This is a genomic window from Streptomyces sp. NPDC057702 (genome assembly GCF_042799315.1).
In the GTDB taxonomy this organism is placed as follows: Bacteria; Actinomycetota; Actinomycetes; order Streptomycetales; family Streptomycetaceae; genus Streptomyces.
On record NZ_JBHVJC010000038.1, the window covers coordinates 37,156 to 52,072 of the forward strand.

Genomic DNA, 14,917 nt, shown 5'->3' on the forward strand with positions numbered 1-14,917 from the left:
ACCAGTCAGGACACCAGGGAGAGCGGTCGGGCGGGCGCTAGTCGTCGAGCACGTCGCCGAGGTGGGCCTCGATCGGCTCGTCGTCGTCATCCAGGTCCCAGAACAGGGTCAGCACCAGCCCGAACGGGTCGACTCCCTGCCCCTTCCCCGCGCGGGGAGCGGCCACGGTGGGCGTGTCGATCACGCCGGGCTGCCCGGATCCGAAGAGCGCCGGCAGGGGCGCGCCGGCCACGGCGAACGGCTCGTACCGCCACCGCCGGCCACGGTGCCGCACGGCGACCTCGCCCACGTACCAGCAGGTCCCCTGGAGAAAGGGGCCCGTCCGATCCTCGTGGACCTGCCGTTCACCCTCGTAGCGGGCCCGCACCAACGCCTCCAGGGTCACCAGCGAGGCCGGGGAGAAGTCCCAGGTCCCCTCCGGCGCCCCGGTCTCCTCACACCAGCGGTCGAACCGCCGGGACCGGTCCGTCAACCAGGCGGCCAGTTCGGCCGCACCCGCGGTCGGCGATGTCTCGTCCATAGCGCGCCAGGATAGGTCAGCCGACCCGAAAGGCAATTGACGATCATCAACTCCCCTGGAATTGAAGCTCGTTGTTGTGAATGTTGAGCAACGGAGCTTTTTACCGGGCTCGTTGACGCGTTCCATGAGATGTCATGCGGCTGGCGCGTGGTACGGGGGCCCGCGCGGCCGCACCCCGCCCCACGCGCCCCCAGGATCAGGGACACGTCGTGAGAACACTCGTCCCCGTGCGCGCGCGCCGCCGCACGGCCTTGTCGGTGGCGCTGTTCGCCTCGGCCGGATTACTCGTCTCCGGCCTACCGGCACTCGCCCCACCGGCCGTCGCCGCCCCGAATCTGACCGGCAAGCGCTGCGACCAGCTCTATCTGAACCGGACGTACGGCGCCCCGGTCGCCGGATCGGGAATTCAGGGGAAGAACCAGCAGTTCAGCGTCAGCCCGGAAGGCGAGTGGTCGCCGTACTTCGCCGACAACCCCTCCCGCGCCTACGACGGCCTGAAGGCACCGACCGCGGACCAGCAGAAGCTGGCGGGGAACACCCGGGCGGATATCGACAAGTGGAAGACGAAGTACGAGCAGTCCGGAAACACCAAGTACCGGGTGCTGGAGATCTACGCCCGCTACGGACAGAACCTCGCGAAGAACAACAAGACCACGATCCGTGACTTCAGCCGCTACGTGGACGTGCGGATCGCCGGAAACGAGTTCAACCGGACCAAGGGGCACGCGTTCGCCCGGGAGATGGTCCAGAAGTTCCGCATGGTGGGCCCGGACTGGCTGTGCGAGGTCAGGGTCCCGGTGACCGACAAGAACGGCAAGCCGGTCATCGACCCGAAGACCGGCAAGCAGGCCGTGCGGATCTACGACTTCTACAACAGGGAGACCAGGGAGTTCGGGGAGTTCAAGTCCAACGGCAAGCACATTCCCAGGCAGCTGCGGTGGGATCGACACATTCTGCGCTCCCCCGACTACCCCAACCACAGCCTGCGGATGGTGATGGGCGAGAAGGTCACCAAGAACACCCGCGACACCTACCGGAAGTTCAACGCGCAGCGGCAGCGGGAGACCGGCCGGTCCAACGGGGTCACCATCCGCGAGCAGCGCTCGAACGCGGTCCCCCGGTGGAAGCCGAACCAGTACACCCGGTACCACCCGCACTTCAACCCGTCCCCGACCCGGGTGGGCACCGGTGGCCCCCTGGCGGACGCCGCCTACCGACAGGGGCAGAACCAGGCCGAGGCCAAGGCCCTGCAGAAGATGTACCAGGGGGCGAACACACGCGGCGGATTCGGCCGGCCGGGCGGGGTGGACTTCTCCACCCTGGAACTGAACTACGTGGGGCACCCCACCAAGAGCAGGGGAATCGACTACTCGTTCAGGGCCGGCTACGTACCGAACGAGGACGCCGAACCCGGCTACGGCGGCGAAAAGGCCCTCACGCTGGCCTCGGACGCGTTCTTCACCTGGCTCGCGCTCACCCCCGACCGCATGTGGGTCAATCTCAACCCGGACCAGCCTGACAAGATCATGGACAACGCGTTCGCCCACACCGACGCCGGCAGAATCCTGCTGGAAGCCGACATGGAGATGAAACGGGACTGGGCGCGGGCCATGGACCCGAACAAGTCCCCCGGCCGCGAGTTCATGAACGCCGCCCCGAAAGTCGACGGCACGCCGTGCTGGGGGTCCGGACGGAACTGGATCGTCCCGCATCCGGCGAAGGTGCGTGAACAGGACGGCGGCATCTACATTCTGGACGCGCCGCTGAAGGTCAACACCGCGCGGATGGACTTCGACACCCCGGTGCCCGGCGAGAGGTGCGACAAGAAGCTGACGAAGGAACAGCGCGAACGCGGCCTCGAACTGATGAAACAGCTGATCATCCCCACGGTCGAGAAGCAGGTCAACACCGACGCGAAGTACCGGGACCTGCGCACGGTGTACCGCTCGCGGGTCGCCGCGGAGTGGGTGCGCCAGCAGGACGCGAAGAAGGCAACCGAATTCCGGACGATCATCAACAGCAACGACCTGAAGCGGTGGCCGCTCCGCGCTCCGCACGAGAAGTGGGACAAGCGCACGGTGTGGGAACAGGCACGAAAGTCCTTCACCGAGGGCGAGTTCACCTACAAGTGGGAGAACGGCGGAACGATCTACACCTTCGTCGTGGGCGGAGTGGACTTCTCCAAAGCCCCGAAGCGGAACATCAGCCAGACCCGCTTCACCACGGAGAACCCGCGACTGGACCGGACCACGAAGACATCGGTGACATCGGAGACCGCGTACCGGAACACGGAGACCGCCTATCTGGGTGGCAGCGCCGACCAGGTCGCCCCCGGCGGCGGGGACCAGCCCGGCCCCAGCCCCACCCCGACGCCGTCCCCCACCCCCTCGGAATCCGAGACCAGCACCCCGACCCCCTCGCCGACGGACCCGGGCCAGCCGACCACACCGCCGGCCGCGCACGTCCCCGACCCGTCCACCAGGCCCAGCGACCAGGGCGGGCAGCTCCCCGACACCGGTTCCGACACCCCCATCACCCTCATCGCCGGCCTGGCTGCCGCCCTGGCGGCAGCCGGCGCCACCCTGACCTGGTGGGTACGCCGCCGCACCACCACCAGGCGCTGACCCGAGCCCCCCACCGGCCCCGCCCCCACCAGGGGGCGGGACCACGCGCGCCCACGACACCCCACACGGCGCCCCACCCCGCGCACGAAGACGGACCACGGCGCCACCGAGGACCCCGGCACCCGAACAGCGACCGGCACCGCTCGCGCGGACGGCCACCCCACCGCGAACGGCGACGGCCACCGCACTCCCGAAAACCGAACGCCCCGGACCCAACCCAGGGTCCGGGGCGTTCCGCGCTGATCAGCGCACAGAGCCGACTGTCGGGTTCGAACCGACGACCTTCGCTTTACAAGAGCGGTGCTCTACCAGCTGAGCTAAGTCGGCGCATCCCCAGCAGTGTACCCACGTGGGCGCCGTGCCCCGTCGAGAATTTCCCCCGCCCCGGAGATCCACCACTCCGCGCCCGGCCCCCGCCACACGACGTGCCCGGCGGCCCGCCCCCACTCGGCCGGCCACCCGCATCCGCCCATCACGCCGCCGGGCGGCGAGCGCCGAGCGACGGGCAGCCCGCCGAAGGCTCACCCCGCGTCAGCCCCGCCGCACCAGCAGGTGCCACCCCCGCGCCGCCAGGCCCCCCACCCGCCGGGCAGGCGCCCCCGGCGCGCGGCCCGGGCCGCCGCCCCCGGCCGGGCCCGCTCCCACCAGCCACTCTCCGCCGGCAGGCGCGGCGCGGCCCGCCGGAACTTCTCCGGCGGTGGCTACTGACACGGACGCCCTGGCCAGGTACCGTCACCGCAAGTCTGGTCAGTGGACTAGACCCCTTCCCCCGCCGTCGTCGGCGCGCGGAAGGCTCCGCTCGACCTTTACTCGGATCGTCCGGCACGTTCCTGCCGGTGAAGGGAAACACCATGGCTACGGTCACGTACGACAAGGCGACGCGCGTCTACCCGGGTTCCGACAAGCCCGCCGTCGACCAGCTGGAGATCGACATCGAGGACGGCGAGTTCCTCGTCCTCGTCGGACCCTCCGGCTGTGGCAAGTCCACCTCGCTGCGCATGCTCGCGGGGCTTGAGGACGTCAACGGCGGCGCGATCCGCATCGGCGACCGGGACGTCACCCACCTCCCGCCCAAGGACCGGGACATCGCCATGGTGTTCCAGAACTACGCGCTCTACCCGCACATGACCGTCGCCGACAACATGGGCTTCGCGCTCAAGATCGCCGGCGTCAGCAAGAGCGAGATCCGGCAGAAGGTCGAGGACGCGGCGAAGATCCTGGACCTCACCGAGTACCTGGGCCGCAAGCCCAAGGCGCTCTCCGGCGGCCAGCGCCAGCGTGTCGCGATGGGTCGGGCGATCGTGCGGGAGCCGCAGGTCTTCCTCATGGACGAGCCGCTGTCCAACCTCGACGCCAAGCTCCGCGTCCAGACCCGTACCCAGATCGCCAGCCTCCAGCGGCGCCTCGGGATCACCACCGTCTACGTCACCCACGACCAGGTCGAGGCCATGACCATGGGCGACCGGGTCGCGGTCCTCAAGGACGGCCTGCTCCAGCAGGTGGACTCGCCGCGCAACATGTACGACCGCCCGGCCAACCTCTTCGTCGCCGGCTTCATCGGCTCGCCGGCCATGAACCTGGTCGAGGTGCCGATCACCGACGGCGGCGTGAAGTTCGGCAACAGCGTCGTCCCCGTCAGCCGCGAGTTCCTCACCGCCGCGGCCGACAAGGGCGACACGACGGTCACCGTCGGCGTCCGCCCGGAGCACTTCGACATCGTCGAGCAGGGCAGCGCCGCCGCCAAGACGCTCAGCAAGCCCACCAGCGACGCCCCGGCCGGCCTCGCGGTCACGGTCAACGTGGTGGAGGAACTCGGCGCCGACGGCTACGTCTACGGCAGCGCCGAGGTCGGCGGCTCGCTCAAGGACCTGGTGGTCCGCGTGGGCGGTCGGCACGTGCCCGAGAAGGGCTCCGTGGTGCACGTCGTGCCGCGCGCCGGCGAGACCCACGTCTTCGCCACCTCCACCGGCGAGCGCCTCTCCGACTGACCCCGCCGCACCCGGGGCCCGGAACTCCGGCCCCGGGTCCCGGTCAGCCCCACCCCGCTCAGCCCGCGCTACGTACGACCGCCCCCGCCGCTCGACGGTCGGGCGCAGGCCGGCTCGTACGGAGGGCGGAGGCGTCCACGGACGGTCGGCACCGGTCGCCCCAGGTCGCTCCGACGGCGGGCCCACCGGCCCCCGTACGGGCGGATTTCCGGGCGGAGGCCGGGGGCACACCCGGGGGACGCGAGGCGTCGACAGCCGACGCGCCGCGCGTCCAGCACCCCGTGGACGCGCGGCGCGGTCGCGTGAGAATCCCGGCAGAACGGCCGTTTCGACTCGCGTGCGTCAACATCCGAATCGCATGTGGATGCCATGCCATCCCCCGACAGGGTGACTAAATGTCGCCAAATCATCACCCCTCGCTACGATCGCGGGCATGAACCAGGCCGCCCGCCGTATCGGCAGAACCCTCGCCTTCGTCCTCCCCGTCGTTCTCGTGCTCTCCGGCTCGCTGGCGGTCACCGCCGTGCCGTGGGCCGGGAAGTCCGGCGACTCGGTGCTCACCGCCTCCTCCGAGAACGCCTCCAGCCAGGCCAACCACCGTGCCCAGCACGAGGTGCTCCGCGACCAACTCCTGGCAGAGCTCCAGGAGAAGGATCCGGGCGTGGCCCTCACCCACCTCCAGGAGGCGATCACCGAACGCCCCTCGCTCGCCCGGCACTGCGCGACCATCGCCCGTTCGCTGGGCCGCGCCGCGGTCACCAAGTACGGCGGGGCCGCGCACCGCGCCCACGCCTTCTCCCGGCCCGTCTGCGACACCTCGTTCGCGTCCGGCGTCGCGCAGGCCAACTGAGGCCCGGCACCTGGTCACCCGTCGCCGCCCGGCGCCCGGTCACCGCATGAGGTTCGAGGGCTGGTCGGCGTCCGCGCCGGCCAGCACTTATCGTGCGGACCATGACCGACGATCCCCTCCGTCCCACGACCTCCGCCGGCCCCGCCACGCCCTCGGGGCGGCCGGCCTCCGGCGTACCGGCGCACGCCGCCGCGCCCGCGCGCGACCCCCGTCCCGTCGCGGACTCCGCCGCCCCCACCCAGGCCGTCATCCTCGCCGGCGGCCAGGGCTCGCGGCTGCGCCCGTACACCGATGACCGCCCCAAGCCGATGGTCGAGATCCCCGGGACCGGGACCCCGATCATCGGCCACCAACTCGCCTGGCTGGCCACCGAGGGCGTCACCGACGCCGTCGTCTCCTGCGGCCACCTCGCCGAGGTGCTCCAGGACTGGCTGGCCGGCGCCGAACTCCCGCTGCGCGTCACCACGGTCGTCGAGAACGAGCCGCTGGGCCGAGGCGGTGGCCTCAAGTACGCCGCCGCCTCGCTCCCCCACCCCGACCGCCCCTGGTACGCCACCAACGGCGACATCTGGACGCGGTTCTCGCTGCGCGAGATGGCGGGCTTCCACCACGAGCGCGACGCGGCGGCCACCCTCGCCCTGGCCCGGCCGCGCATCCCGTGGGGCGCGGTGGAGACCGACGAGTTCGGGCACGTCCTCGACTTCATCGAGGCCCCGCCGTCGCCGTACCTGATCAACGCCGGCGTCTACGTCTTCTCCGCCGACTTCACCGACCTGCTCCCCGACCGGGGCGACCACGAGCGCACCACCTTCCCCCGGCTGGCCCGCGAACGTCGGCTGGCGGGCTATCCGCTGCCGCACGGCGCGTACTGGCGGGCCATCGACACCGCGAAGGACCTCACGGAAGCCGCGAAGGAGCTGGCCACCGGCGGCCCCGCCGACCAGGGCTGAGCCCGGGGCGGAAGCCGCCGAGCGGCGGCCGGACCGGGTCCGGACAGCAACCGAACGCCGCGCCACGGGCGGCGGTCGCGCGCCGGAGGACAAGCGGGATGACGGACACGGGGGGCAGCGGGGGGCCGGGCCACACGCGCCGCCCCACGCACCCCGGGGCCCCCTACGACACCGGACCGCCCCCGCACCGCACCCGCCCCGGTCCGCCCGCGCCCCGGCCGCGAGGCCCACGTCGCCGCGAGGCGCCCGTACGCGGCGCCCAGCCGGCCGCGTACGACCGCGCCGCCCCCCGCTCCCGCACCGCGCCAACAACCGCCCCACACCCGCCCGCACGGCCGGCCATGGACGACCGCGCCCCTCCCCCCGTCCGGCATCCGCCACGTGCCACCGGCCCGCCCCCGCGCCCAACAGACAGCAGCGGCGCCCGGGGTGGACGCCGCTGCTGGGGGGCGGGGGGTGGTGGGCGCGGTGCGCCCGCGTGTTCAGCCGAGCAGGCCGCCGAGGGCTCCCGTACCCGCCGAGCCGCCGCTGGTGCCGCCGCTGCCGGTGCTGTCGTCGTCGCCGCCGAAGTCACCGTCGCTGTCGGTGTCCGGAGGCGGGGCCTGTCGCTGCTGCTGCGGCGCGGACTGCGGGGCCTCCGGTCGCACCTGCGGGGCGGTCTGCGCGCCCGAGGTCTGGCTGCTGGTCTGGCCGCCGCCCACCTGGCTCTGCGGCTGCCGCACCTGCGGCCCGCTCGGCCCCGCCGGCTGGCTGCCGGGGGCCGGCACCTGCCCGGTGGTGGCGCCCGGCGTACGCTCCGCGCTGGGCTCCGACGCGGCGGGGCTCGACGACCCCTCGGCGGCGGACGGCGAAGAGGACCGCTCGCCCTCCGGGCTGCGGGTGCCCGGCGTCGTGCTCGCCTCGGACGTGCCCGGCAGCGTCTTGCCCGGCAGGTGGTTAGTCGGCGGCTCGCTCGGACCCGGCACGCGCACGGTGTCCGAGGAACGCACCGCGCCGCCGAGCATCGAGCCGATCAGCAGCGTCAGGCCGGTGATGACGGCCGCGAGCACCGAGCCCCGGCGCAGCACGCGGCGCCGCAGGTCGCGGACCTCCACGCGCGGCCCGAGCGTGCGCCACGCCTCGCCCGCGAGCCGGGCGTCCATCGAGTAGACCGGCGCCCCGGCGATGATCAGCGGGCTCCACGCGGCGAGGTAGATGATGTCGGGCGCGTCGTACGCCGCCACCGTCCGCCAGCTCACCGTCACCAGCAGCGCGGCCGACAACAGCGCCCCGACCGACGCCGCGAGCCGCTGCCACAGCCCGAACACCGTGAGCACACCGACCACGACCTGCGAGAACGCGATGGTCAGGCCGGCGCCCACCGGGTGCTCAAGGGCGAAGTCACGCAGGGGCGAGGCCACGGCCCACGGGTGCAGCGACTGGAGCCAGATCACCATCGACCCGCGCTCGCCGCCGTCGAAGTACACCGGGTCGCAGAGCTTGCCCATGCCCGCGTAGATGGAGATGAAGCCGAGGAAGACGCGCAGCGGGAGCAGCACGACGCCCAGGTTCATCCGCCGCCCGGGGTAGTAGGCGTGGCGCACGGAGTCGGAGCCGCGGCGCTTGCGGGCCGCGCGGGCGTCGTCGTGCTCGGTGTCCGCCGCCGCGTCACCGGCGTACGCCGCGGCGCCCTGCCAGTGGCCCGCGCCCGTGACGGGGCCGATGACGGTGGTGTGCTCGCCGGTGTCGAAGCCGTCGTCGAACGCGTCGGCGTCCGGGCTGCCGTCGAACCGACCGCGCGCGTAGCGCGTGCCGCCCGGTGGGGTCTCGGAGTCGTTGTAGGGCGTGCGCGGCCCGATGACCAGGGCCTGACCGGGGGGTGGGGGTTCCTCGACGGCGACCCGCGGCAGCACCTGGGTCGCGCCCACGTCGCCGCCGGGGCCACCGGGGGCGCCGTGCGCCGGGGAGGGGCCGGCGCCGACCGCGCGGGCCGCGCGCACGGTGCTCGTGGCGCCCGTCGTCGCGGTGGCGGCCAGGCTCGCCTCGGACTGCCGTACGGCCTGCAGGAGTTGGGTCGCCGCGCCGTCACCCGGGCTGGTGCGGCCGCTCCACACCACCGGGGCTCGACGCCGGGCCGGGCGCGACCTCAGGCCGGCACCAGCCCCGGCGAGCGCGGCGAGCCGCGCCGTCTCCGCGAGCGCGCCGCTCCTGACGGGGGTCGCGAGCCGCACGCGGAAGCTCGCGTGGTTGACGATGACCTGCGCGGGGTCGCTCGGCACCTTCGCCATGTTCAGGTGCGGCTCGTCGTCATATCCCGCTGAGCGTCCCCCCGGAGGTGTGCGGGGTGTTCTGGTGTCCACGCTCATCTAACCGAGTGACCCCCGGTTAAGACACTGCCTTGACCGCCCCGAAACTGTCCGAGACCCGTCAAACCCACCCCGCTCGTCCACAAGCGCAGGCCAGCGCCGCGCCGCGGACACCGGGAGCGAGCCGAGGCCCCACCACGTCCCACTCGTACGAGCGGTCCCCTCCGTGGCCGAGCGCCCCGTCCGCACCACACCGCCCCGCCACACGCCCCGCCGGCCAGCGCCCCCGGCCGGCCGCGCCCATCACGTGGCCGACCGGCCGCGCGTACGCCCCGGGAGCCCGACCGCGCGGTGCCGGCCGCGTGGCGGCGGCGCCGCGCGGAGCCGGCCCGGTCAGCGGCGCCGGCGCGCCGCCTCGTACAGGACCACGCCCGCCGCGACACCCGCGTTCAGGGACTCCGCGCCACCCGGCATCGCGATGCGGACCCGCAGGTCACAGGTCTCGCTCACCAGACGGGACAGGCCCTTGCCCTCGCTGCCGACCACGATCACGAGCGGGCCGTCCAGCGCCTGCACGTCCGCCAGCTCGGCCTCGCCGTCGGCGGCCAGGCCGATGACCGTGATCCCGGCCTTCTGGTAGCCCTCCAGCGTGCGCGTCAGGTTGGTGGCGCGGGCGACGGGCGTACGCGCCGCCGTCCCCGCCGACGTCTTCCACGCTCCGGCCGTCATCCCGGCCGCGCGCCGCTCGGGCACGACCACGCCGTGCCCGCCGAACGCGGAGACCGAGCGGACGACCGCGCCGAGGTTGCGCGGGTCGGTGACCCCGTCGAGGGCCACGATCAGCGGGTCCTCGCCGTTGTCGAAGGCCGTGGCGGCCAGGTCCTCGGGGTGCGCGTACTCGTACGGCGGGACCTGGAGCACCAGGCCCTGATGGTTGAGCCCGCTCGTCATCCGGTCGAGCTCCGGTCGCGGCGCCTCCATCAGGTGGATGCCGCCGCGCTCGGCCGCCAGCCGCAGGGCCTCGCGCACCCGGTCGTCGCTGTCGATGAACTGCTGGACGTACAGCGCGGTCGAGGGCACGCCCTCGCGCAGCGCCTCGACGACGGAGTTGCGCCCGACGACCAGCTCGTTGGTGCCCTTGGGGCCGCCGCGTCGCGGGGCGGGCCGCTTGGCCGCCTGCCGGGCCTTGACGTTGGCCACGCGCTGCTTGACGTGCCCCTTGCGCATCTCGGCGGGCGGGGTCGGGCCCTTGCCCTCCAGGCCCCGACGCCGCTTGCCGCCGCTGCCGACCGTCGCGCCCTTCTTGTTGGACGTGCGGCGGTTCCTGCGCTGGCTGTTACCGGCCATGGGTCACCTGTCTCTTACTGCTCACTGCTCAGCCCGTACTGCTCAGCAAAAAAGTCGATGTTACGCAAAGTGTGCCGCCCGGCGTACGGGGCGGCACACCGAGCGGTTCCGATGTGCCGGTCCTCGCTGTCTTCCCGCAGCTCAGCGGGGGCCCAGCTCCCAGCGCGGCCCGGACGGAGTGTCCTCGATCACCAGTCCCGACTGCTGGAGCTGGTCGCGGATGGCGTCCGCCGTGCCGTAGTCCTTGCGGGCGCGGGCGGCCTGCCGCTGCTCCAGTACGAGGCGGACCAGCGAGTCCACCACGCCATGCAGGTCGTCGCCACGGTCGCCGTCGCCCGCCCAGTGCTCGTCCAGCGGGTCCAGGCCGAGCAGGCCGAGCATGGCCCGCACCTCGGCGAGCCGGGCGACGGCCGACTCCTTGTCGTCGGCGGTCAGCGCGGAGTTCCCCTGCCGGACCGTGGTGTGGATGATCGCCAGGGCCTGCGGGACGCCGAGGTCCTCGTCCATCGCCTCCGCGAAGGCCGGCGGCACCTCGGCGGCGGGCTCGACCGTGCCGGCCTTCTCCACCACGCGCTGGACGAAGCCCTCGATCCGCGCGAACGCGGACTCGGCCTCGCGCAGCGCCTCCTCGCTGTACTCGATCATCGACCGGTAGTGCGGGGTGCCCAGGTAGTAGCGCAGCACGATGGGGCGCCAGCGCTTGACCATCTCGGAGACCAGCACCGAGTTGCCGAGCGACTTGCTCATCTTCTCGCCGCTCATGGTCACCCAGGCGTTGTGCACCCAGTAGTCGGCGAAGCTGTCGCCGTACGCCTTGGCCTGCGCGATCTCGTTCTCGTGGTGCGGGAAGATCAGGTCGATGCCGCCGCCGTGGATGTCGAAGCGGCTGCCCAGGTACTTGTGCGCCATCGCCGAGCACTCCAGGTGCCAGCCGGGCCGGCCACGGCCCCAGGGCGTGGCCCAGCTCGGCTCGCCGGGCTTGGCCGCCTTCCACATCGCGAAGTCGCGCCCGTCGCGCTTGCCGACGCCCACGTCGGCGGCGTTCGCCAGGTTGTCCAACTCCTGGTTGGACAACCGCAGGTACTCCGGGAAGGACCGCACGTCGAAGTAGACGTTGCCGTCGACGGCGTACGCGTGGCCACGGTCGATCAGCTCGCGCATCATCTCGATCATCTCCGGGATGTGCCCGGTCGCGCGCGGCTCGTAGGTGGGCGGCAGGCAGCCGAGCGCCTCGTACGCGTCGTTGAACGCGCGCTCGTTGCGGTACCCGATGGACCACCACGGCTCGCCGCTCTGCGCGGCCTTGGAGAGGATCTTGTCGTCGATGTCGGTGACGTTGCGGATGAACGTCACGTCGTAGCCGCGGTAGCTGAACCAGCGGCGCATGATGTCGAAGTTGAGCCCCGACCTGATGTGCCCGATGTGCGGTGCGGCCTGCACGGTAGCGCCACAGAGGTAGATCGAGACACAGCCCGGCGTGAGCGGGGTGAAGTCACGGGTCTGCCGGGTGCTGGTGTCGTACAGGCGAATGGTCACGCTACAAGGGTAGTCGGAACAGGGCAGTGCCCCGCGACCCCTAGGGCCGCGGGGACACAGAAGCGTGACACTCGGGGCGCTCCGGCCGCCGCGTGACGCCCCCGCGACCTGCGGACGGCGCCGACCCGACCGGCGCGGCGGCGGGGGCTCAGATCCGGCCGACCACCTTGCGCGGGCTCACGCGGACCACGACCCGCTGCGCGTCCTCGGCGATGCGCGGGTTGAAGTCGGCGTACGTCTTGCCCGTGTACTTCAGCGACAGCTCGTCGATCAGCTCCGCGCCGCCCTCGGTGGTGACGGTGGCCGTGCCCCGGATCTCGGCGTAGGTGTACGGCGCGTCCGCCGGGTTGACCAGCACGGTCACCCGGGGGTCCGCCGCGATGTTCCTCTCCTTGCGCCGGTCGACGGTGGTGGAGATCAGCAGGTCGTCGCCGTCCCGCTTGACCCAGACCACCGAGAGCTGCGGGCTCCCGTCGGGCTGGACGGTCGCCAGGGTCACGAAGACCGGACCGTCGAGGAGACGCTTGAGGCCGTCGGAGAGTTCGGCTGACACGGTGTGTCCTTCCGGTGCGTCGGTCGCTGGACTGTGGATCACGGAGCGGGTACCTCGATCGGTACCCAACAGCCCACCCCTGTCGCGCATTCCCGCCACAGGCGTGAGTCTTACGGAGCAGTGCGGTGCGGGCGGCCCCCACGCGAGGCGGCCGGCGACGGGAGCGCCGACTCGCGTGAGTCGGCGCCCTTCGGCGCGGTGCCCCGGACCGACCGGTGACTCACGTGAGTCGGTGGTCGATCCGGCGTACGCGCCCGCGCGGGCCGGTCAGCGGCGGACGACCAGGGCCGTCGCGACGGCGGCCAGGCCGTCGCCGCGACCGGGAAAGCCCAGGCCGTCGGTGGTCGCGCCGGAGACGGAGACCGGAGCCCCGGCCGCCTCGGACAGCACCCGCTGGGCCTCCTCGCGCCGCTTGCCGATCTTCGGGCGCGGGCCGATGACCTGCACGGCCACGTTCCCGATGGTGAAGCCGGCCGCGCGCACGATACGGGCCGCCTCGGCCAGCAGGGTCAGCCCGGAGGCGCCGGACCACTCGGGGCGGCCGGTACCGAAGTGGGCCCCGAGGTCGCCGAGGCCGGCCGCCGAGAACAGGGCGTTGCACGCGGCGTGGGCGACGACGTCGGCGTCGGAGTGGCCCGCGAGCCCCGGGCCCTCCCCCTCCCAGCGCAGGCCGGCGCACCACAGCTCGCGCCCTTCCTCGAAGGCGTGGATGTCGGTGCCGACGCCCACCTGGGGCAGCACGATCTCGGGCTGGTCAGAAGCCATCGTTGGCCCTCCTGCGCGCGAGGACCGCCTCGGCCAGGACCAGGTCCAACGGCCGGGTCACCTTGAACGCCTCCTCGTGGCCGGGGACGACCACCACGCTGCGGCCGATGCGCTCGACCATGCCCGCGTCGTCGGTGGCGCCCTCGCCCTCCAGCGCGACGCGTTCGTGCGCCTCGACCAGCGTGGCCCGGTCGAAGCCCTGCGGGGTCTGGACGGCGCGCAGCCGGGCGCGCTCGGGGGTGCCGACGACCGGCTCCGGCTCGCCGCCGGCGCGCGGCTCGACCTGCTTGACGGTGTCGGCCAGCGGCAGCGCGGGGACCACCGCGGGCGCGCCCGCGCGTACGGCGGCGGCCACCGCGTCCACCACGTCCACGGGCACCAGCGGGCGCGCCGCGTCGTGGACGAGGACGGCGGTGACGTCGTCGGGCAGTGCGGCCAGGCCCAGGTGGACGGACTCCTGGCGGGTCTGTCCGCCGGGGACGACCACGACCTCGGTCTTCTCGGCGACGGTCCCGGCGAGCGGGTGGGCGTCGAGCAGGCGGCGTACCTCGGCGGCGCCGTCCGAGGGGGCGACCACGATCACGAGCGAGACGGCGCGGGAGGCGGCCAGCGCGCGCACGGCGTGGACCAGCATGGGGGTGCCGTTGAGGGCGCGCAGCGCCTTGGGCGCGCCAGGGCCCAGGCGGACACCGCGACCAGCGGCGGGAATGACGGCGGCGGTGCGCACGGGGCGCTCGTCGGTGGAGTCGGCACGGTCTGCTGCGGACATTGCGTTGGCGTTCAGGTTTGCTTCCTCGGCCGAGTTGGGTATGGCCAGAGCGTGCCGGGCGCAGCGGCCCGATCAGCCCCTTCCGTGACGACTGGTCGAGCCAGTGCCCGAGCCCGGCACACCAATCGCCGCACACGTGATGTAACCGCACACAGTGCGTCGAAGCGAAGCGCAAGAACTTGCCAGTTGCCCGCCCCCTCGCCCCGTACCGCCGCCGACCACACGGGCCCTTTCGGCCCCGGGGTGGCGGCGTATCAGCATGCGTACCGACACCTCATGCGATCAGGGATGTCCGTCACCGGGTTCGCCCCGGCGACACTCCGTCCCGTGCGCACCGCCCGCCCGTCACAACGAGCCCGCGAGGCTTCGGGTACGGCGGTCGCTGGCGCCCGCCGCCGGCGCCCGTGGCATCCGGTGGGCGTGCGGCGCGCTCCGGGGAGCGCCCGTCGCGCTGCGCGACCGGTTCGGGAGCGTCGCGGTGCGCGAGCGTGTCGAGATGTGTGGACGATGCGTGCGCGGCGGCGTGGTGCGTGAGTGCGCTCGCCTGGCGCGCTGTCGCGTGGAGGCGTCCACGCGGCGGTGGGTGTGGAGCGGCACCACAGATGCCGCAGTGCCCGCGCAGGGGCCGCGTCGTCGGGACGCGACCGCCACTCGGGCACTGCGGCAGGTGCACGTCCGTCAGAACGTTCCGGACACCGGCAACGATCCCGTGTCCTTGGGTTCGTGAAGG

At 73.0% G+C, this 14,917-nt stretch carries 11 protein-coding genes and 1 tRNA gene; 4 read left to right on the forward strand and 8 right to left on the reverse strand.

The window, feature by feature from the left end:
* Positions 1 to 37: 37 nt before the first annotated feature.
* Entirely contained in the window at positions 38 to 520 is a 483-nt protein-coding gene (locus ACFVFR_RS26015) for a hypothetical protein (RefSeq protein WP_383705880.1), read from the reverse strand.
* A 209-nt stretch (positions 521 to 729) separates the two neighbouring features.
* On the opposite strand from ACFVFR_RS26015, the gene ACFVFR_RS26020 reads away from it, so the two are divergent.
* Positions 730 to 3,144 (forward strand): LPXTG cell wall anchor domain-containing protein, encoded by a 2,415-nt coding sequence (locus tag ACFVFR_RS26020; RefSeq protein WP_383705882.1) that lies wholly within the window; start codon positions 730 to 732, stop codon positions 3,142 to 3,144.
* Positions 3,145 to 3,398: 254 nt separating this feature from the next.
* On the opposite strand, the gene ACFVFR_RS26025 is transcribed toward ACFVFR_RS26020, so the two are convergent.
* Positions 3,399 to 3,471 (reverse strand) — tRNA-Thr (locus tag ACFVFR_RS26025).
* Positions 3,472 to 3,995: 524 nt separating this feature from the next.
* Between ACFVFR_RS26025 and ACFVFR_RS26030 the strand changes: the two genes are divergently transcribed.
* The 3 genes from ACFVFR_RS26030 to ACFVFR_RS26040 all read left to right on the forward strand — a co-directional run bounded on the left by ACFVFR_RS26030 (position 3,996) and on the right by ACFVFR_RS26040 (position 6,932).
* A complete protein-coding gene (locus ACFVFR_RS26030; RefSeq protein WP_383705884.1) occupies positions 3,996 to 5,132 on the forward strand; it encodes an ABC transporter ATP-binding protein in 1,137 nt (378 codons plus the stop codon).
* Between the two features lie 433 nt (positions 5,133 to 5,565).
* Entirely contained in the window at positions 5,566 to 5,982 is a 417-nt protein-coding gene (locus ACFVFR_RS26035; protein ID WP_383705886.1) for a hypothetical protein, read from the forward strand.
* A 101-nt stretch (positions 5,983 to 6,083) separates the two neighbouring features.
* Entirely contained in the window at positions 6,084 to 6,932 is an 849-nt protein-coding gene (locus tag ACFVFR_RS26040) for an NDP-sugar synthase (RefSeq protein WP_383705888.1), read from the forward strand.
* 482 nt (positions 6,933 to 7,414) lie between these two features.
* Here the strand turns inward: ACFVFR_RS26040 and ACFVFR_RS26045 are convergent, their stop codons facing one another.
* From ACFVFR_RS26045 to ispD, 6 genes are all read right to left on the reverse strand, one after another.
* Positions 7,415 to 9,277, reverse strand: a complete 1,863-nt coding sequence (locus tag ACFVFR_RS26045; protein WP_383705890.1) for a DoxX family membrane protein — start codon at positions 9,275 to 9,277, stop codon at positions 7,415 to 7,417.
* Positions 9,278 to 9,610: 333 nt separating this feature from the next.
* Positions 9,611 to 10,564, reverse strand: a complete 954-nt coding sequence (gene rlmB, locus ACFVFR_RS26050; RefSeq protein ID WP_383705892.1) for a 23S rRNA (guanosine(2251)-2'-O)-methyltransferase RlmB — start codon at positions 10,562 to 10,564, stop codon at positions 9,611 to 9,613.
* Positions 10,565 to 10,705: 141 nt separating this feature from the next.
* Complete coding sequence (gene cysS / locus ACFVFR_RS26055; RefSeq protein WP_383705894.1) at positions 10,706 to 12,100, reverse strand: cysteine--tRNA ligase; 1,395 nt, start codon at positions 12,098 to 12,100, stop codon at positions 10,706 to 10,708.
* A gap of 148 nt (positions 12,101 to 12,248) precedes the next feature.
* Positions 12,249 to 12,653, reverse strand: coding sequence for a PPOX class F420-dependent oxidoreductase (locus ACFVFR_RS26060; protein ID WP_383705896.1), 405 nt, complete (start codon positions 12,651 to 12,653; stop codon positions 12,249 to 12,251).
* Between the two features lie 267 nt (positions 12,654 to 12,920).
* A complete protein-coding gene (ispF, locus tag ACFVFR_RS26065) occupies positions 12,921 to 13,418 on the reverse strand; it encodes a 2-C-methyl-D-erythritol 2,4-cyclodiphosphate synthase (protein ID WP_383705898.1) in 498 nt (165 codons plus the stop codon).
* On the reverse strand, positions 13,408 to 14,187 hold the full coding sequence (ispD, locus tag ACFVFR_RS26070; protein WP_383705900.1) for a 2-C-methyl-D-erythritol 4-phosphate cytidylyltransferase: 780 nt from the start codon (positions 14,185 to 14,187) through the stop codon (positions 13,408 to 13,410). The genes ispF and ispD overlap by 11 nt, the downstream gene beginning before the upstream one ends.
* Positions 14,188 to 14,917 lie beyond the last annotated feature (730 nt).

What these genes read in the sequence shown, in the direction of transcription:
- ACFVFR_RS26015 (WP_383705880.1), bottom strand. Translation starts at nt 520, where the DNA reads ATGGACGAGACATCGCCGACCGCGGGTGCGGCCGAACTGGCCGCCTGG.
- ACFVFR_RS26030 (WP_383705884.1), top strand. Translation starts at nt 3,996, where the DNA reads ATGGCTACGGTCACGTACGACAAGGCGACGCGCGTCTACCCGGGTTCC.
- ACFVFR_RS26035 (WP_383705886.1), top strand. Translation starts at nt 5,566, where the DNA reads ATGAACCAGGCCGCCCGCCGTATCGGCAGAACCCTCGCCTTCGTCCTC.
- ACFVFR_RS26040 (WP_383705888.1), top strand. Translation starts at nt 6,084, where the DNA reads ATGACCGACGATCCCCTCCGTCCCACGACCTCCGCCGGCCCCGCCACG.
- ACFVFR_RS26045 (WP_383705890.1), bottom strand. Translation starts at nt 9,277, where the DNA reads ATGAGCGTGGACACCAGAACACCCCGCACACCTCCGGGGGGACGCTCA.
- rlmB (WP_383705892.1), bottom strand. Translation starts at nt 10,564, where the DNA reads ATGGCCGGTAACAGCCAGCGCAGGAACCGCCGCACGTCCAACAAGAAG.
- ispF (WP_383705898.1), bottom strand. Translation starts at nt 13,418, where the DNA reads ATGGCTTCTGACCAGCCCGAGATCGTGCTGCCCCAGGTGGGCGTCGGC.
- ispD (WP_383705900.1), bottom strand. Translation starts at nt 14,187, where the DNA reads ATGTCCGCAGCAGACCGTGCCGACTCCACCGACGAGCGCCCCGTGCGC.